General features: G+C 69.4%; 13 protein-coding genes. 7 read left to right on the top strand and 6 right to left on the bottom strand.

Annotation, left to right across the window (positions count from 1 at the left end; translation table 11 throughout):
- Positions 1 to 119: 119 nt before the first annotated feature.
- From ACIRDU_RS24585 to ACIRDU_RS24560, 6 genes are all read right to left on the bottom strand, one after another.
- A complete protein-coding gene (locus tag ACIRDU_RS24585; protein WP_403582670.1) occupies positions 120 to 704 on the bottom strand; it encodes a hypothetical protein in 585 nt (194 codons plus the stop codon).
- Positions 689 to 1,816, bottom strand: a complete 1,128-nt coding sequence (locus ACIRDU_RS24580) for a ParA family protein (protein WP_283973253.1) — start codon at positions 1,814 to 1,816, stop codon at positions 689 to 691. The genes ACIRDU_RS24585 and ACIRDU_RS24580 overlap by 16 nt, the downstream gene beginning before the upstream one ends.
- Before the next feature lie 413 nt (positions 1,817 to 2,229).
- The gene (gene ald, locus ACIRDU_RS24575) at positions 2,230 to 3,354 is read right to left on the bottom strand and encodes an alanine dehydrogenase (protein WP_403582666.1); all 1,125 of its coding nucleotides are present in this window, start codon (positions 3,352 to 3,354) and stop codon (positions 2,230 to 2,232) included.
- Positions 3,355 to 3,494: 140 nt separating this feature from the next.
- Positions 3,495 to 5,534 carry a tetratricopeptide repeat protein gene (locus tag ACIRDU_RS24570; protein WP_403582663.1) on the bottom strand — a complete coding sequence of 680 codons (2,040 nt, stop codon included), beginning with the start codon at positions 5,532 to 5,534 and terminating at the stop codon, positions 3,495 to 3,497.
- Positions 5,535 to 5,788: 254 nt separating this feature from the next.
- On the bottom strand, positions 5,789 to 6,415 hold the full coding sequence (locus ACIRDU_RS24565; RefSeq protein WP_390991980.1) for an NUDIX domain-containing protein: 627 nt from the start codon (positions 6,413 to 6,415) through the stop codon (positions 5,789 to 5,791).
- 94 nt (positions 6,416 to 6,509) lie between these two features.
- Positions 6,510 to 8,168 (bottom strand): CTP synthase, encoded by a 1,659-nt coding sequence (locus ACIRDU_RS24560; RefSeq protein ID WP_403583217.1) that lies wholly within the window; start codon positions 8,166 to 8,168, stop codon positions 6,510 to 6,512.
- A 527-nt stretch (positions 8,169 to 8,695) separates the two neighbouring features.
- On the opposite strand from ACIRDU_RS24560, the gene ACIRDU_RS24555 reads away from it, so the two are divergent.
- From ACIRDU_RS24555 to ACIRDU_RS24525, 7 genes are all read left to right on the top strand, one after another.
- Complete coding sequence (locus ACIRDU_RS24555; protein ID WP_403583214.1) at positions 8,696 to 10,498, top strand: glycoside hydrolase family 15 protein; 1,803 nt, start codon at positions 8,696 to 8,698, stop codon at positions 10,496 to 10,498.
- Positions 10,499 to 11,530: 1,032 nt separating this feature from the next.
- Entirely contained in the window at positions 11,531 to 12,415 is an 885-nt protein-coding gene (locus tag ACIRDU_RS24550; protein WP_403582660.1) for a LysR family transcriptional regulator, read from the top strand.
- Between the two features lie 73 nt (positions 12,416 to 12,488).
- Positions 12,489 to 13,547 (top strand): tartrate dehydrogenase, encoded by a 1,059-nt coding sequence (locus ACIRDU_RS24545; protein WP_403582657.1) that lies wholly within the window; start codon positions 12,489 to 12,491, stop codon positions 13,545 to 13,547.
- A gap of 109 nt (positions 13,548 to 13,656) precedes the next feature.
- The gene (solA, locus tag ACIRDU_RS24540) at positions 13,657 to 14,793 is read left to right on the top strand and encodes an N-methyl-L-tryptophan oxidase (protein WP_403582654.1); all 1,137 of its coding nucleotides are present in this window, start codon (positions 13,657 to 13,659) and stop codon (positions 14,791 to 14,793) included.
- Positions 14,794 to 14,904: 111 nt separating this feature from the next.
- Positions 14,905 to 15,585: a haloacid dehalogenase type II gene (locus tag ACIRDU_RS24535; RefSeq protein ID WP_403582651.1), complete on the top strand. Its 681-nt coding sequence runs from the start codon at positions 14,905 to 14,907 to the stop codon at positions 15,583 to 15,585.
- Between the two features lie 278 nt (positions 15,586 to 15,863).
- Complete coding sequence (locus ACIRDU_RS24530) at positions 15,864 to 16,802, top strand: ABC transporter substrate-binding protein (RefSeq protein WP_403582648.1); 939 nt, start codon at positions 15,864 to 15,866, stop codon at positions 16,800 to 16,802.
- A gap of 1 nt (position 16,803) precedes the next feature.
- Positions 16,804 to 17,763 (top strand): amino acid ABC transporter permease, encoded by a 960-nt coding sequence (locus tag ACIRDU_RS24525; protein WP_403582645.1) that lies wholly within the window; start codon positions 16,804 to 16,806, stop codon positions 17,761 to 17,763.
- The last annotated feature ends 56 nt before the right edge of the window (positions 17,764 to 17,819 follow it).

The following is a 17,819-nucleotide window of genomic DNA, read 5'->3' as shown; positions in this document are numbered from 1 at the left end:
GGCCAGGGTGGCTCGACCGGCGGAGTCGCCGGTCCCCTCCCCAGCGCACGCCGGCGGCCGGACCGGCCGCCGGCGGGAGGTGGAGAAACGTTCGAGGTCATGGCCCCCGCAGGCTACCGCTACCGCCCGCGCAGTCGTCGTACGAGGATGCTGGCGTCTCCCCGGGTCTCCAGGTCGGCGAGCACCACGGCGACCGCCTCGCGGACGATGCGCCCGCGGTCGACGGCCAGGCCGTGTTCGCCGCGGAGCACGAGACGGGCGTGCTCGAGGTCCATGAGCTCCTCGGCCGACACGTACACCGTGATCTTCTCGTCGTGCCGCTCACGCCCGCTGGGACGGCGCGAGGCGTTCCGCCCGCGCTTGCGGGACGCGGCCCCGGCGGCCCCGGCGGCAGAACCTTCCTGCGCCGCCTGCCGACGGGCGGAGCCGGAGCGCTCGGCGGCCGCGGAACGGCTGTGGGCCTCCCCGGCCTCGGCCGGCTCCGCATCCGCCGCGACGTGCTCGGCGCCCTCGCCGTCACCGCCCTGTGCGGGCACCGACTGCGGCGCGTCCTCGGCGGCCGCCGCCGCGTCGCCCTCCCCCGCCGGAGCGGGCACCCGGGCGTCGCCGTTGGCCTGACGCCTGGGTTGGGACGACTGAAGCGCCATCCCCCCTGTCGTACGGAAGAGTTCGTCGGCCCCCGGCAGACTCACTCGGCGTGACACCGGGCGAGCACCTCCCTGGCGAGCTGGCGGTAGGCGGCGGCACCGACGGAGTTGGAGGCGTACGTGGTGATCGGCTCACCGGCGACCGTGGTCTCCGGGAAGCGCACCGTGCGTCCGATGACCGTGTGGTAGACGTGGTCGTCGAACGCCTCGACCACCCGCGCGAGCACCTCACGGCTGTGCACCGTGCGCGAGTCGTACATCGTGGCGAGGATCCCGTCGAGTTCCAGCTCCGGGTTGAGCCGTTCCTGGACCTTCTCGATGGTCTCCGTCAGCAGGGCCACACCGCGCAGCGCGAAGAACTCGCACTCCAGAGGCACTATCACCTTGTGCGCGGCCGTCAGGGCGTTCACCGTGAGCAGGCCGAGCGAGGGCTGGCAGTCGATGACGATGAAGTCGTAGTCGGGCAGCAGCGGCTTCAGGGCGCGCTGCAGCGTCGACTCACGGGCGACCTCGGAGACCAGCTGGACCTCGGCCGCCGACAGGTCGATGTTGCTGGGCAGCAGGTCCATGTTGGGGACCGCCGTCTTCAGCAGCACCTCGTCGGCCGCCATCCCCCGCTCCATGAGCAGGTTGTAGACGGTGAGGTCGAGTTCCATCGGGTTGACACCGAGTCCGACCGACAGCGCGCCCTGCGGGTCGAAGTCCACGAGCAGGACCCGGCGTCCGTACTCCGCGAGCGCGGCACCCAGGTTGATGGTCGACGTGGTCTTGCCGACGCCGCCCTTCTGGTTGCACATCGCGATGATTTTCGCGGGGCCGTGATCGGGCAGCGGCCCCGGGATCGGGAAGTAGGGAAGCGGACGCCCGGTCGGGCCGACCCGCTCCCGGCGCTGTCTGGCCGCGTCGGGCGCGAGAGTGGCCGCGTACTCGGGGTCGGGCTCGTACTCCGCGTCGGGGTCGTAGAAGTGCCCCTCGGGCAGTTCGTCGTAGTCGGCGAAGTGGTTGTGGGGCGCGCCACTTCCGTCGCCGGCCATGGCGTTCACGTGATGGCCATCCATCTTCTGGTGTGCTGTGTGAGTCGCCTGCTGACTCTGGTGGGCTGCGAAGGTGCGCACAGCGACGGAGCCGACAGCCTCGAACCCCGCGGGACCCTGGTCCCGTGCAGGCATTCCTGGTTGACCACCCCCGGGAGTAAATGTCGACTCATTCACAAGTCGTCTTACCTCCTTGGTGACCAGGAAACTTCTAGACAGGTCAGCGTGGCACCATGCCGACGATTGGCGACTCTATGGCGTGTCGGGCGTCCACAGCAACACAATCCGCCGGACCCGGCCCGATGTGTCGGCAATGAAACATCCGGCTGTCAAGGGCGTACGGCCGTCGCACGGCAGGTTTCACCGGTGTGCGAATCGGTTGAAGGGTTACGTTCGAGGCGAGTTGCTCGAGAATCGCGAAGTGACCATACACACATCCGGCCGGACCTCGTCGGGCAAGGTCCGGCCGGGTGCGCGGCGTTGACGGGCCGTGTTGACCTATCGCCTTTGCCGGTTGGTCACTTAGCCGACTTTGCGGCTGTGCAGGCTCAGCCGAGCAGCGAGGCGAGCTCCACGTGCTCCACGCCGTGCGCCTCCGCGACCTCGCGGTAAACGACCTTGCCGTCATGCGTGTTGAGACCCTTGGCCAGCGCGGGGTCGCGGCGCAGGGCGCCCACCCAGCCGTGGTTGGCCAGCTCGACGATGTACGGCAGCGTCGCGTTGGTCAGCGCGTAGGTGGAGGTGTTCGGCACCGCGCCGGGCATGTTGGCGACGCAGTAGAAGACCGAGTTGTGGACCCGGAAGGCCGGCTCGGCGTGGGTGGTCGGACGGGAGTCCTCGAAGCAGCCGCCCTGGTCGATCGCGATGTCGACAAGGACACTTCCGGGCTTCATCCGCGAGACGAGCTCGTTGGTGACCAGCTTCGGGGCCTTGGCGCCGGGGATCAGCACCGCGCCGATGACGAGGTCGGCCTCCAGGCAGGCCTTCTCCAGCTCGAAGGCGTTGGAGACGACGGTCTGGATCTTCGTGCCGAAGATCTTGTCGGCCTCGCGGAGCTTGTTGATGTCCTTGTCGAGCAGGGTCACGTGGAAGCCCATGCCGATGGCGATCTGCGCGGCGTTCCAGCCGGAGACGCCGCCGCCGATCACGACGGCCCGGCCGGCCAGCACGCCGGGGACACCGCCGGGCAGCACGCCGCGGCCGCCGTTGGCGCGCATCAGGTGGTAGGCGCCGACCTGCGGAGCCAGCCGGCCCGCGACCTCGGACATCGGGGCCAGCAGCGGCAGCGCGCGGCTGGGCAGCTCGACGGTCTCGTAGGCGATCGCGGTGGTGCCGGACTCCAGGAGGGCGTCCGTGCACTCCTTGGAGGCGGCCAGGTGCAGGTAGGTGAAGAGCGTCTGGTCCTTGCGGAGGCGGTGGTACTCCTCGGCGATGGGCTCCTTGACCTTCAGCAGCAGGTCGGCGGCGGCCCACACCTCGTCGGCGGTGTCCAGGATCTGCGCACCCGCGGCGACGTACTCCTCGTTCGTGATCGAGGAGCCGACGCCGGCGTCGCGCTCGACGACGACCTGGTGGCCATGGCGCACCAGCTCGTGCACACCGGCGGGGGTGATGGCCACCCGGAACTCGTTGTTCTTGACCTCGCGGGGGATGCCGACCTTCACGTCGATCACGGTCCTTGGCTCAGAGGGTATGGGGGGGGTACTTCTTAGACATACCCGGGCACGCACGGGCACACCGGGAGAGACCGCAGGAGAACGTGCGGCAGAGCCAGTTTAATGAAGGTGTTCTCGCTGTCTAGCCTTTCATTGCATCAATCTTCTGCGGATGCGGTACGGATTTCGCAGGCGTCGGGGTCATTTTGCAGGTTCGAGTCGCCCAGGATCCGCTCGGCGGCGCCCCGGTGCAGCCCTGCCGACGCGGGATCACCCAGGTGTTCGAGGGTGTCGGCGACCCGCAGATGCAGGGCGGCCTGCAGCCGCGGGTCCTCGGCGCGCCGCGCCCACTCCACGGCCTCCCGGCAGGTGCGCAACGACTCCTCGGGGCGGCCCGCGTACTCCTGGACCCGCGCCAGCTCGCTCAGGGCCCGCGCCTGAGCGGCCACATCGCCGTTCTTGCGGTGCCCGGCGACCGCCGCGCGCCAGTTCCGCAAGGCCTCGCCGTAGCGGCCCGCGAAGGTGTGGGCGGCGGCGATCCGCCCGTAGAGCCGGGCGGCCTCGGCACGCTCGCCCCGGGCGAGCCGCTCGACCAGGGCGCGGCCGAACCAGTCGGCGGCCCGGTCGAAGTCGCCGAGCTCCAGGTGGGCGCCCCCTACGGATTCCATCGCGCGGCCGGTCGCGTACGGGTCGTTCACCTCGCGTCCGGCATCCAGTGCGGCCCGGTAACGCGCCAGGGCGTCGGCCGTGCGGCCGGTGCGGGCGTCGAGGTCGCCGAGGTTCAGCAGGGCGGCGGCACGCTCGCGGGGCAGCTTCCGGCGCTCGGCGACGTCGAGGACCATGCGGTGGATGTCGTAGAGGTCGGGCGCGGCGGCCTGAGTGCCGACGTGGGCCGCCATGGCCCGCACCAGCTGCGACATCAGCCGTCGGGCCAGGGTGTCCAGCTCCCCGTCGGCGACCGCGAGCCTGGCCGAGGCGAGCAGGGCGGGCCGGGTCAGGCGCAGCCAGTCGGCGGCCGCCCTGGGGGTGGGGAAGCGCAGGGCGCGCGGCATGTCGAGGAGCTTCTGGCGTGCCGTGGGACTGTCGGTCTCGGTGATCGCCCGGCAGGCCTGGAGCAGCCGTACGGTCCGCTCCAGCATGCGGGCGCGGGCCAGCTGGAGTTCGGCCGGGCGCTCGTGGTGCTCGGCGAGGATCCTCAGCTGGGGGTGCAGACAGCCGGGCACCTCGTACTGCGGCAGCGGGGAGTCCACGGCGTGCAGGAAGCCGAGGGCGACGAAGTCGTCCAGGGTGGTGCGGGCCCTGCCGACCGAGCAGCCGACGAGCGCGGAGGCGGTCTGCGGGTCGACCAGTCCGGCCGGGGCGAGGGCGAGCAGGCGCAGCATCCGGGCGGCGGTCGTGGGCAGGGCGGCGTGGGCGAGCCGGAAGACCCGGGTCAGCGCGGTGCCCTCGGTGTCCTCGGCGCGCAGCTGCTTGGCGAGGTCGGAGACGGCGGCCTTGGGGCGGGCGGCGAGCCAGCCGCCCGCCAGCATCAACGCGGCGGGCTGCCCCTGGCACTCCTCGGCGAGGCCCTCGGCGGCCCGGGGGTCGACGGTGATGCGGACCGAACCGGTGTACCGGGTCAGCAGCTCCACCCCGGATTTGGCGTCCAGACCGCCCAGGGTGCAGGGGCGGACGTCCGAGATGCCGGTCAGCGGCCCCTCGGAGACCGCCACGACCAGGCAGTCCGGGGTGTCGGGCAGCAGGGCGTCGACCTGCTCGGCGTCGGCCGCGTCGTCCAGCAGGAGCAGGGTGCGGCGGGCGGCCAGGGCGGTGCGCAGGGCGTCGGTGAGATCGTCCTCGCAGGCCCCGGCCGGGGCCTGCTCGTCCAGGGCGGTGAGAAGGTCCCGGGCGGCGCGCCCGACGGGTACGGGGGTGCCGTCGAGGTCGGTGAGGCGGGCACGCAGTACCCCGTCGGGGTAACGGTCCGCGACCTGCCGTACGAGTTCCTCGGCGAGTGCGGTGCGGCCCGAGCCGGGTCGTCCCGCGATGAGCAGCACACGTGCGCGAGGGGCTTTGCGGCCTGCCAGGGTGTCCAGTCCGGCGCGCTCGATGTCGGCGCGCAGCTCCTTCAATTCCCGTGTGCGGCCCAGGAACTCGATCTCCCCGGCAGCGCGCCCGGCCGGCCGCACGTCGCCTGTCTCCACGACCTGATCCGCCACGGGCCACACTCCCGTCCCACCGCACACGCAAGCCCGCCGGGACTCCGGTTCGGGCGTGCCACAGAGCCTAGTTCACGCTCTGCAACGTCCCCGGAGGAGCACGGCGGGCACGGCGGGCGCATCCCCCGATCGGATCAGCAGATCGTAGGACTGACCGCGTCAGGGTCGCGCCTCCAGGGGCGCGGGGAACCGCGCGGCCGGCCACGACGGTGCCGCACCCGCCCGACAACACGCGCGGCACCCCTCGCGGAGCGCTACGCCTCGAACGGGCGCGCCGGCCACGGTGCCTGGGCCGGGCGCAGGGCGTCCAGGCCGTCGCCGCCCCGCGCGGCGACCAGGGACAGGACGCCCACGACGAGGCAGTTGTTGTGGAGCTCGCCGGCCAGCACGCCCCGGACGAGGTCCTCGACCGGCACCCGGTCGAGTTCCATGTCGGCCTCTTCCTCCTCGACCGCGAAGCGCTCGCCCTCGGCCTCCGACAGATCGCGCGCGAGGAAGATCCGGACCGCCTCGTCGCAGCCGCCCGGCGTGGTGTAGACGTCCGTCAGCACCCGCCAGTCCTCGGCCTTGACGTGCGCCTCCTCGTACAGCTCGCGCTGCGCGGCGTGCAGCGGGTTCTCGCCGGGGACGTCGAGCAGTCCGGCCGGGATCTCCCACAGCTTGTGGCGCACGGGGTGGCGGTACTGGCGCAGGACCAGGACGCGGTCGGCCTCGTCGAGGGCCAGGACGGCCACGGAGCCGGGGTGGACCTGGTAGTCGCGGCCGACCACGGTGCCGTCGGGCATGACCACGTCGTCGGTGCGCACGGAGGTCTTGTTGCCCACGAAGGGGGTCTGAGTCGCCCGGATCTCCCACGCCTCCGGGGTGTCCTTGATCGTCATGCCTGTCCTTCCACGTGCCGCGCGACCTGCCGAAAAGAAACCGGGGTGCACACCCTTTGAAGGGATGCACCCCGGCCACCGTACAACTGGTGTGTTACTTCGAAATCTTCCGCTCGACCGCGGCCTTGACGAGCCCGGCGAACAGCGGGTGCGGACGCGTCGGGCGCGAGCGCAGCTCCGGGTGGGCCTGCGTGGCGACCAGGTACGGGTGGACGTCGCGCGGGTACTCGACGTACTCGACGAGCTTGCCGTCCGGAGAGGTGCCGGAGAACAGGATGCCCGCCTGCTTCTCCAGCTCGGCGCGGTAGGCGTTGTTCACCTCGTAGCGGTGCCGGTGGCGCTCCTCGACGTACTCCTTGCCGTCGTAGACCTCGCGCACGATCGAGCCCTCGGCCAGCTTCGCCGGGTACATGCCGAGCCGCATGGTGCCGCCCATGTCGCCGTCACCGGCGACGATGTCCATCTGCTCGGCCATGGTGGAGATGACCGGGTGCCCGGTGGCGGGGTCGAACTCGGTGGAGTTGGCGTCGGAGATGTCGGCCAGGTTGCGCGCGGCCTCGATCACGATGCACTGGAGGCCGAGGCAGAGACCGAGCAGTGGCACCTTGTTCTCACGGGCATAGCGGATGGCGCCGACCTTGCCGGTCACGCCGCGCTCGCCGAAGCCGCCGGGGATGCAGATGCCGTCGACGTCGCCGAGCTGCTGGGCGGCGCCCGCCGGGGTCTTGCAGTCGTCGGAGGTGACCCACTTGATCTTCACGCGGGCCCGGTTGGCGAAGCCGCCGGCGCGCAGCGCCTCGGTCACCGACAGGTAGGCGTCGGGCAGGTCGATGTACTTGCCGACCAGGGCGAGGGTGATCTCGTGGTCGGGGTTGTGGACACGGTCGAGCAGGTCGTCCCAGGTCGTCCAGTCGACGTCCCGGAACGGCAGGTCCAGCTTGCGCACGACGTAGGCGTCCAGGCCCTCGCCGTGCACGGTCTTCGGGATGTCGTAGATCGAGCGGGCGTCGGGGCAGGCCACGACGGCGGCCTCGTCGACGTCGCACATCAGCGAGATCTTCCGCTTGATCGCGGTGGGCACCTCACGGTCGCAGCGCAGCACGATCGCGTCCGGCTGGATACCGATGTTGCGCAGGGCCGCAACCGAGTGCTGGGTGGGCTTCGTCTTCAGCTCACCCGAGGGGCCGATGTACGGCAGGAGCGAGATATGCACGACGAAGACGTTGTCACGGCCGACCTCGTGCCGGACCTGGCGGACGGTCTCCAGGAACGGCAGCGACTCGATGTCGCCGACCGTGCCGCCGACCTCGGTGATCACGACGTCGACCTCGTCCGTCGCCATGCGGCGGATGCGGTGCTTGATCTCGTTGGTGATGTGCGGGATGACCTGCACGGTGTCGCCCAGGTACTCGCCGCGCCGCTCCTTGGCGATCACGGTGTTGTACACCTGACCGGTGGTGACGTTCGCGGATCCGTCCAGGTCGCGGTCGAGGAAGCGCTCGTAGTGGCCGATGTCCAGGTCGGTCTCGGCGCCGTCGTTGGTGACGAACACCTCACCGTGCTGGAAGGGGTTCATCGTGCCGGGGTCGACATTGAGGTACGGGTCGAGCTTCTGCATCACGACGCGCAGGCCCCGGGCCTTGAGCAGCATGCCGAGGCTGGAGGCCGTCAGGCCCTTGCCGAGCGAGGAGGCGACACCCCCGGTGACGAAGATGTGCTTGGTCGTCGAGTTACGAAAAGCGGCGGGCGGCATGGCCAAGACGGGGCTCCCGTGGTCGCGGTCTGGGGGTGCGGTGCGGCTGGCCGCCGGAGATCTCCGGGGCGCCGTCGCTGCGGTTCGGGGGTTCCCTGTCGGGAAGGGGCCCACCGGTCCACGGGCTACCAGCGTATCAGCGCCGCGAGGCGATGGCTTCCGGCCACGCTCCGCACACATCCCGACACGGAGGCGATCGCCCTCACCGGTCTCTCACCCGTTGCTCACTCGTTCGGCGTACTCGCCTTGCCTGGACGGGCACCCGGATCATCCGCGTGCGTCGTATCCTGCTCGGACACTCGCTGCCGAGCCCGTCCGGCTCAACGGCGCCACCCCCCGCCCGCAAGCACCGGAACAACGTGAGCTCGTCAGTTCGTTGAGCAAGAATTGGCGCTTTGCGTCACGGCTGAGTGACCTGTTTTGCTTCATGGCTCAACGACGCATTGCAAGACCTGCTGAAACCCCCCTTGACCGCACTAGCGACAGCCCCCTCGTGGGGTGACGTGGCCGTTCGACTGGAGTTGCACGTGGCCGGGCGCATCGAAGACTACGCACTCATCGGAGACATGCAGACCGCTGCCCTGGTCTGCCGGGACGGCACAGTCGACTGGCTGTGCCTGCCCCGCTTCGACTCGCACGCCATCTTCGCCGGCCTGCTGGGCACCGAGGAGCACGGCTTCTGGCGGCTCGGCCCCGCGTACGCCTCCGATCAGCAGCCCCCCACCGCCGCTCGGCGCAGCTACCGGGGCGACTCGCTGATCCTGGAGTCCGAGTGGGACACCCAGCGGGGCACGGTCCGGGTGACCGACTTCATGCCGCCGCGTGACGGCGCCCCGCAGCTGATCCGGATCGTGGAGGGCGTCTCGGGCCGGGTGCCGATGCGCTCGGCGCTGCGGATGCGGTTCTCCTACGGGCGGGTGGTGCCGTGGGTGCACAAGCACGAGGGGCGCACGGTGGCCGTCGCCGGCCCCGACTCCGTGTGGTTCGACACATCCGCGGAGACCTACGGCAAGTCGCTGACGACGTACGCGGACTTCACGGTCGCGCCGGGTGACCGGATCGCGTTCACGATCTCCTGGCAGCCCTCGCACAAGGAGCCGCCGCCGCTGCCGGAGCCGGAGCAGTCGCTGGAGGCGACGGAGGACTTCTGGCGCGACTGGGTCGACCACTGTACGTACCACGGCCCCTACCGGGAGGCCGTGGTCCGCTCGCTGATCACGCTGAAGGCCCTGACGTACGCCCCGACCGGCGGCATCGTCGCCGCGCCGACCACCTCCCTGCCGGAGGACATCGGCGGCGTCCGCAACTGGGACTACCGCTACACGTGGCTGCGCGACGCGGCCATCACCCTGTCCTCGCTGCTGCGCACCGGCTACCGCGAGGAGGCCCGCGCCTGGCGCGAGTGGCTGCTGCGGGCGGTCGCCGGCGACCCGGAGAACCTCCAGATCATGTACGGCATCGCCGGCGAGCGCGAGCTGGGCGAGGCGGAGCTGGACTGGCTGCCGGGCTACGAGAACTCCGCCCCGGTCCGGGTCGGCAACGGCGCGGCCCACCAGCTCCAGCTGGACGTGTACGGCGAGGTCACCGAGGCCCTGCACCTGGCCCACATGACGGGTCTGGCGCGCAACGACTACGCCTCGCTGCTCCAGCTGAAGCTGATTCGCTACCTGGAGGATCACTGGCAGGAGCCGGACGAGGGCATCTGGGAGGTGCGCGGCCCGCGCCGCCACTTCGTGCACTCCAAGGTGATGGCCTGGGTCGCGGTCGACCGCACGATCAAGCTGATCGAGTCCGGAGACGCGGACGGCCCGCTGGAGCGCTGGCGGGAGCTGCGCGACGACATCCACCGCGACGTGTGCGAGCGGGGCTACGACAAGGAGCGCAACACCTTCACGCAGTCCTACGGCTCGAAGGAGCTGGACGCCTCCCTGCTGCTGATCCCGCAGATGGGCTTCCTGCCGCCGGACGACAAGCGCGTCATCGGCACGATCGAGGCGATCCAGCGGGAGCTGTCCACGCCGGACGGCTTCATCCTGCGCTACCCGACCTCGGGCGGCGACGAGGGCGTCGACGGCCTGCCCGGCGACGAGGGCGCGTTCCTGGCCTGCTCGTTCTGGATGGCCGACGATCTGGCGATGATCGGCCGCGTGGACGAGGCCCGCAAGCTGTTCGAGAAGCTGCTGTCCCTGCGCAACGACCTCGGCCTGCTGGCCGAGGAGTGGGACCCGCGCCTTCAGCGCCAGGTGGGCAACTTCCCCCAGGCCTTCAGCCACGTGCCGCTCATCGACACGGCCCTGCGGCTGACGGCTTCCGGCGCGTACGGCGGCTGAGCGGGTGTAGGTTTCCAGATCCCGTGGCCGCTTTCCATCAGCGATGGCCACCGCGTGGCCCATAGGACACGGGGATGGAAATCATGCTCCGTGGACGAGTAGTTCCCCTCTTCGTGTGCAGGACCGCCCCGGTCGGCTCCGCTGCCGGCCGGGGCCGAACCCCAGCGTGCGGCGGCGGCCGGTGGGGCCGCCTCGGAAATCGCGGAGGTTGGTGGTCCGATGTGTCACCTCGAACTCGGCACCATCCACGAATTTCTCTGGAGCGTTATCCAGGCCTGTCCCGCGTGAGCTCCGGCAGCAGGTCCTCGACTACAACAAGTACTCGGACCGAGGGCGGAAACCGAGCGAGGGGTGCATCTCCCACGACGATGTCATTGCACTCTCCCTCCGTCTCATCGCCGCCCATCTCTTCGTCGACGAGTACCAGGACACCTTGTTGTTGGACCACCTGGCAGGCGCAGGTCAGGTCCCCTGTGTGATCGGCCTCTTCGGCGACTCGATGCAAAAGATCTACCGGTCCGGCGTCGGTGCGGTTCAGCATGCAAAACTTACGCCGATCACCAACACGAGAACTACCGGTGTTCGCGCCCCGTTATCGACGTTCTCAACAAAATGCTTCCCCAGCACGCGTCTCCCGGCCCGCCCCGGCTTGCTGCCGCAGAAGCCACTCTTGCTCACCCACCGCATCATCGCCGGCACGCTCCAACAACCTACGCAACATTCCCAGAGGAGCATCCTCTTGCGTAAGCGTTCCGTCCTGGACGGTGCAGTATTGAGTGTGACAGTTACCGGCCCTGTCGGTGACGGCACATGCGAGAAGCCCTCAGTGTCTGTTCGAGCCTCGGGCCGGGAGACGGCTGCGACCGAGTGCCGCAGCCAGCCATTGAGTGCCTCAGATGGCTGTGGCCCCGCTTCGGTGAGGATGACGCCCAGCGCGTCGGTGGTCCGTACTTCGTCGAGGCGATCCTTCACGCCACCATGGTCGGGACCGATCGAGTCGTCGGTTGATTTCTTCCAGGGCAGAGGGCGCGTATGGACATTCGGCAGCTGGAGTACTTCCTTGCGATTGTTGATCGTGGGGGGTTCAACCGTGCGGCGTCGGCTCTGTACGTGTCCCAGCCGTCGCTGTCGCAGGCCGTGCGGGCGCTGGAGCGTGATCTCGGCTCCGAACTGTTCCATCGCATCGGGCGCAGGGCCGTGCTGACGGAGGCAGGAAGGGCCCTGATCGAGCCTGCCCGGGAGGCCGTGCGGAGTCTGGAGACGGCGCGGGCGAGTGTTGCGGCGGTGCATGAGCTGCGTGAGGGGCGCCTGGATGTGGCGTCGATGCCGTCGCAGGCGGTGGAGCCGCTGACGAGCTTGGTGAGTGCCTTCAGCCGCCGTTATCCCGGTGTCTCCGTGACGATCAATGCGGCGTTCACGTCGCGTGATGTGATCGACATGGTGCGCACGGGTGCGGTGGAGCTGGGGCTCCTGGCGTCCGCCGGTTCTCTTTCCGACAAGGAGGTCGTCTCCTATGCGCTGGGGCGGCAGCGTTTTGTGCTGGTGGTGCCGGCCGACGGCCCGTTCGCCGGACGGACGGCGGTGGAGTACCGGGAGCTTGCGGGACAGCGGCTGATCGTCGGGCAGTCGGGTACCGGGATGCGGGCCTACGTCGACGCGCTGGGAGAGCAGGGCATCGAGTTCACCGTCGCGGTCGAGACCGAGCACCGGGTGTCGCTGATGCCCCTGGTGCTGGCCGGGGTCGGGCTCGCGGTGGTCACGGACTCATGGCGGGACCTCGCCGGGCGGCTGGGTGCCCGCGTCCTGGACATCGAGCCGGAGAGCACCTTGGACATCGCCCTCGTCGCCCGCCGCGGCAGCCTGTCGCCCGCAGCCTCGGCGTTCGTCGCGGCCGCGACCTCGGCCGCCGACAGCTGATAGGTACGGCTTATAAGGGAGATCCGCTTTGCGTCTTGGACGCCCTGCGGACCGCCCTGCTGCAATCGTCGGCATGACGAAGAACCACCGCATTGCCCTGATCCCGGGCGACGGCATCGGCGCCGAGGTACTGCCTCCAGCACAGCAGGTGCTCGATGTCGTCGGCCGCCGCCACGGCTTCGACCTGTCCTACACGTCGTACGACTGGTCGTGCGAGCGGTACCTGCGGGAGGGCGCCATGATGCCCGCCGACGGGATCGACCAGCTGCGCGACAAGGACGCGATCCTGCTGGGCGCGGTGGGATACCCGGGGGTGCCCGACCATGTCTCGCTGTGGGGGCTGCTGATCCCGATCCGGCGCGAATTCCGCCAGTACGTCAACCTCCGGCCCATCCGTGTCTTCGAAGGCATCGACAGTCCGGTGCGCGGCGCACGGCCGGGAGAGGTCGATGTCGTCGTCGTGCGCGAGAACACGGAAGGCGAGTACAGCGAAGTCGGCGGCCGGCTCAACAGGGGCTTCCCGGACGAGATCGCCGTGCAGGAGGCCGTGTTCACCCGGGCCGGCGTCACACGCGTACTGGACTACGCCTTCACGCTCGCCTCCCGGCGCGGCGGCCGCCTGACCTCCGCGACCAAGTCGAACGGCATCGTGCACACCATGCCGTTCTGGGACCAGCTCGTCACCGAGCGGGCCGCCTCGTTCCCGCAGGTCGCCTGGGACCAGGAGCACATCGACGCTCTCGCGGCCAAGTTCGTCCTCGACCCGGCCCGTTTCGACGTCGTCGTCGCCTCCAACCTCTTCGGCGACATCCTCAGCGACCTCGCGGCGGCCGTCGCCGGATCCATCGGCATCGCTCCGGCGGCCAACCTCAACCCCGAGCGGGACTTCCCTTCGATGTTCGAGCCGGTGCACGGCTCCGCACCCGACATCGCGGGCCAGGGCATCGCCAACCCGCTGGGCGCGATCTGGTCCGCGGCCATGATGCTCGACCACCTCGGCCATCCCGCCGCGGCCAGGGACATCACGGACGCGATCGCCTCGATCCTGGCCAAGACCGACATCCGCACCCGTGACCTGGGCGGAACGGCGACCACCGCCGAGTTCACCGACCAGCTGATCGAACTGCTCTGAGTCATCTCCCCCTGCCTCAAGGTGGCACACAAGTGATTGACCTGCAGCTTTCCCGAGCTGACAGTGAACGCCACCCAGCGGGAGACAACCGGAAGAAAGGAGCGACCTCATGAGCATCCCGAAGCGCATCGCCGTGATCGGCGCCGGCAGCATGGGCAGCCAGGCCATGTGGCGACTGGCCGCCCGCGGAGCCGAGGTCATCGGCTACGACCGGTACGCGCCGGGTCACGACCGCGGCGCGGCCGGGGGCGAGAGCCGCATCTTCCGAGCCGCCCACCTCGGCGAACCCGGGTACATTCCGCTGCTGCGGCTCGCGGACGAGCTGTGGGAGCAGCTCCAGGCGGAGACGGGCCGGCAGCTGCGCCGCCGCAGCGGCAGCCTCGTGATGGGAGAGACCGCCTCGCCTGCCATGCGCCTCCTGCTGTCCACCAGCGCCGCCCATGGCCTGGATCACGAGGCACTGGACCGGGACGCCTTGGCCCGCCGCTACCCGCAGCATCGTCTCCCGGGCGGGCACACCGCCGTACTCGACCGGTTGGGCGCCGTCATCAGGCCGGAGGCGTCCATCCAGGCGGCCGCCGCCCGCGCCGAGCAGCTGGGTGCCCGTCTGCACCGCTACACCCCGGTGCGGGAGGTCGTTCCCGCGGCCGGTGGCGGGGTGAACATCGTCACCGACCACGGCACGGACCACGTGGACGCCGCCGTGGTGAGTGTGGGCCCCTGGATCAACACACTGCTCGCGGACCTGCCGCAGACCGTCGACGTCCGCCGGGTGGTCTGTTCCTGGCACCTGCCCACCCGCTACGACTGGTTCGCGGGCGGGGCCCCCTCCTTCGTGCGCAGCACACCCCACGACTGCTTCGGGATCCCGTCGCCCGACGGCATCTCCGTCAAGCTCGGTCTGTCCTTCAAATACCATGCGCCGGTGCCCGAACCCGAACGGCTCGACCGTACGGTCCGCCCTGAGGAACTCGGCACCTTCCACGAGCTCATCAGTGAACTCATGCCCGACCTGAACCCCGACCCCATCAGGATGTCGGCCTACATGGAGGGCTACACCAAGTCCGGAAACCCGCTCGTCGGCCATCTCCCCGGCGAGGACGACATCGTCGTCATGGCCGGATTCTCCGGCAGCGGCTTCAAGCTCTCGCCCGCCATGGGAGAGATCGCCGCCGACCTGGCGCTCGACGGCACCACCGACCACCCCGTCGACTTCCTCGCTCCGGCGCGAGTCGACGCCACCTGACCCCGGCGAACGCCGACGTCATCATCTCCCACCCCGACATCCCTGTCATGGGCATGCCCGAAACGGTGTCGCCCGTAACCAGTTCCCCGAAGCAGGAAAGTGAGCGCTTCCATGCCCATTCCCTCGTTCCAGTTCCGCCCGAAGTACGTCTCGTTCGACTGCTACGGCACGTTGATCGAGTGGCCGATGACCCCCATCACGCGTGAACTCGTCGGCGACCAGGTCCCGGCTGAGCACTGGGACCAGTTCGTCAAGGAGTTCCGCGGCTACCGCTACGACCAGGTCCGCGGCGAGTACTACCCCTACGAGCAGGTGCTGCAGGACTCCTTCGAGCGGGTCTGCCGCAAGTGGGGCATCAAGGCAGCCCCGGACGCCGGCAAGCGGTTCGCCGACGGCGTGCGCAGCTGGGGCCCGCACGCGGATGTGCCGGAACCGCTGAAGAAGATGGGCGAGAACTACAAGCTGGTGATCTTCTCCAACGCCGAAGACGCCTTCCTCGAGGAGAGCGTGCCCCGCCTCGGCGCGGACTTCCACGCGGTGTTCACCGCTGAGCAGGCCGGCTACTACAAGCCCCGGTACGCGGCGTTCGAGTACATGCTCGACCAGCTCGACGCGTCCCCCGAGGACTTCGTGCACGTCTCCTCGCACACCCGTTACGACCTGATGCCGATGCACGACATGGGCTTCCGCAACCTCGTCCTCCTGGACCGCGGCTGCGACCCGGTGACCCACGGCTACGACTACGTGACCGTCAAGTCCCTGAACGAGCTCAACCAGATGCTGGGCATCTGACGCGCGACGCACACCCGTTCACGCAGCACCTTCTCCCAGGCAGGCGCCCGGTCTCGCGTGGCCGCCCATGAGCCCTGCGCGTTTCCGGGCGCCGACCGACGACGTCCCTCCCGTCCGATCCGCACGTCGTCGCCGCATCCCGGATTCCTCTATCCCCTGTATCCCCGTATCCCCCGCGTTCCCCAGGAGGCACCGCCATGGAAAGCAACCGGACAGGCCGCACAACCGTATTCCGCACCGCAGGCGCTCTGGCCGCCGCCATGCACGTCAACAGGCACGTGAGCGTCCCGATCGTCACTACGGCCCTGGCCCTCGCGCTCGCCGCGTGCGGGGCGAGCGGCACCGGGCAGAACGTGGGGGCGAAGAGCACGACGCAGGGCGGGGGGTCCGGTTCGTCGGCCGAGCACACCGACGACATCTCGGTGGGAGTGAAGCCGGATGCGAAGGCGGTGAAGCTGCTGCCCGCGGCGGTGAAGGCCAAGGGCACGCTCTCGGTGGCCATGGACCTGGCCTACCCGCCCACCTCGTTCATGGCGTCGGACAACAAGACGCCGATCGGGTTCAACCCGGACATGTCCCGGCTGATCGCCGCCAAGCTCGGCCTGAAGCTGCAGATCAACAACGTCAAGTTCGACACCATCATCACCGGCCTGCAGGCCAATCGGTACGACTTCACCGCCTCCACCATGGGCGCCACGAAGGACCGGCTGAAGGTGCTCGACATGGTCGACTACGTCAACTCCGGGACGGGAGTGTCCGTCCCCTACGGGAACCCGCAGAAGCTGACCACCCACACCCTGTGCGGGCACCGCGTGGCTGTCGCCTCCGGCACCACCGCGGAGCTGCAGTGGCTGCCCCAGCTGTCCAAGCAGGACTGTACGAGCAAGGGCAAGCCGGCCATCAAGGCGGTGACCCTGCCCAGCGTGAACGACGCCCTCACCCAGCTGGTCTCCAAGCGGATCGACGCGGTGATGAACGAATCCATCGCGCTCGGGTGGGCGGCCGAGCAGCAGCCCAAGACGTTCGACGTCCTCAAGCCCCTGGTGGCCACCAAGCCCGCGACCCTCGCCCTGAAGAAGGACTCGCCGCTGACCCCCGCGGTCAAGGCCGCCATCCAGTCGATCATCGACGACCCCAAGTACGCCGAGTCGCTGGACCGCTGGGGTCTCAAGGGCCTCGGGATCAAGACCGCGGCCATGGCCGTCCCGCAGGACTGACATGTCCACGGATCTGATCGGTACGAAGACCAGGAGCCGACCGGTGTCACAACTGCTGGCCGAAGAAAAGAAGCGGATCACGCCGAAACGTCCGCGCGACTATGTCGCCTGGGCCGTCGCGATCGCGATCGTCGCCGGTCTCGTGTGGACCGCGGTGACGAACGAGAACTACCGCTGGCCGGTGGTGTTCAGCTACTTCACCACCCAGACCATCCTCAACGGCCTGCTGATCACGCTGCTTCTGACCGCGGCGAGCATGGCTCTGGGCACGCTTTTGGGGCTGGTGTTGGCGGTGATGCGGATGTCGCACCAGCGGCCCATTTCCGGGCTGGCCCAGCTCTACATCGCCTTCTTCCGGGGCACGCCGGTGCTCGTGCAGTTGATCTTCTGGTTCAACATCGCGGCGCTGTACCCGAACCTTTCGATCGGCATCCCGTTCACCGACATCTCCACGCCGGTGAACGTGAACGCGATCATGACACCGATGACCGCGGCCGTGGTGGGGCTGACGCTGAACCAGGCCGCCTATATGTCGGAGATCATCCGTGGCGGGTTCGCGTCGGTCAGCCGCGGACAGCACGAGGCCGCGGAGTCCCTGGGCATGTCAGGCTTCACCAAGCTCCGGCATGTGATCATCCCGCAGACCATGCCGGCGGTCATTCCGGCCACCGGCAACCAGGTGATCGGCATGCTCAAGGAGACCTCGCTGGTGAGCGTGCTCGGCGTCGCCGACCTGCTGAACAGCGCACAGTCGATCTACGCCCGCAACTACCAGACGATTCCGCTGCTGATCGTGGCCAGCCTCTGGTACCTGATCATGACGCTGGTGCTGAGCGTGCCGCAGTCCATGATCGAGCGCCGTTTCTCCCGCTCGACCCGGGCGCAGCTGACCCCGGCCGCCACCTCGGCAGAGCCCGGGGCGGGCCAGCCCGTTCCCACCACGAGGGAGTCCCTGCTGTGAACGCCGACGGAACGATCGTCGCACGCAAGCTGTGCAAGAGCTTCGGACGTCACCAG

This window comes from Streptomyces sp. NPDC093598 (assembly GCF_044764825.1).
Lineage (GTDB): Bacteria > Actinomycetota > Actinomycetes > Streptomycetales > Streptomycetaceae > Streptomyces.
The sequence above is the reverse complement of the archived record's forward strand: the minus strand, read 5'-3'. Positions and strand labels throughout refer to the sequence as shown.

Bases quoted from the DNA above. Each gene is read 5' to 3' on its own strand.
- ACIRDU_RS24535 (WP_403582651.1), top strand. From the start codon at position 14,905: ATGCCCATTCCCTCGTTCCAGTTCCGCCCGAAGTACGTCTCGTTCGAC.
- ACIRDU_RS24560 (WP_403583217.1), bottom strand. From the start codon at position 8,168: ATGCCGCCCGCCGCTTTTCGTAACTCGACGACCAAGCACATCTTCGTC.
- ACIRDU_RS24580 (WP_283973253.1), bottom strand. From the start codon at position 1,816: ATGCCTGCACGGGACCAGGGTCCCGCGGGGTTCGAGGCTGTCGGCTCC.
- ACIRDU_RS24525 (WP_403582645.1), top strand. From the start codon at position 16,804: ATGTCCACGGATCTGATCGGTACGAAGACCAGGAGCCGACCGGTGTCA.
- solA (WP_403582654.1), top strand. From the start codon at position 13,657: ATGAGCATCCCGAAGCGCATCGCCGTGATCGGCGCCGGCAGCATGGGC.
- ACIRDU_RS24565 (WP_390991980.1), bottom strand. From the start codon at position 6,415: ATGACGATCAAGGACACCCCGGAGGCGTGGGAGATCCGGGCGACTCAG.
- ACIRDU_RS24545 (WP_403582657.1), top strand. From the start codon at position 12,489: ATGACGAAGAACCACCGCATTGCCCTGATCCCGGGCGACGGCATCGGC.
- ACIRDU_RS24550 (WP_403582660.1), top strand. From the start codon at position 11,531: ATGGACATTCGGCAGCTGGAGTACTTCCTTGCGATTGTTGATCGTGGG.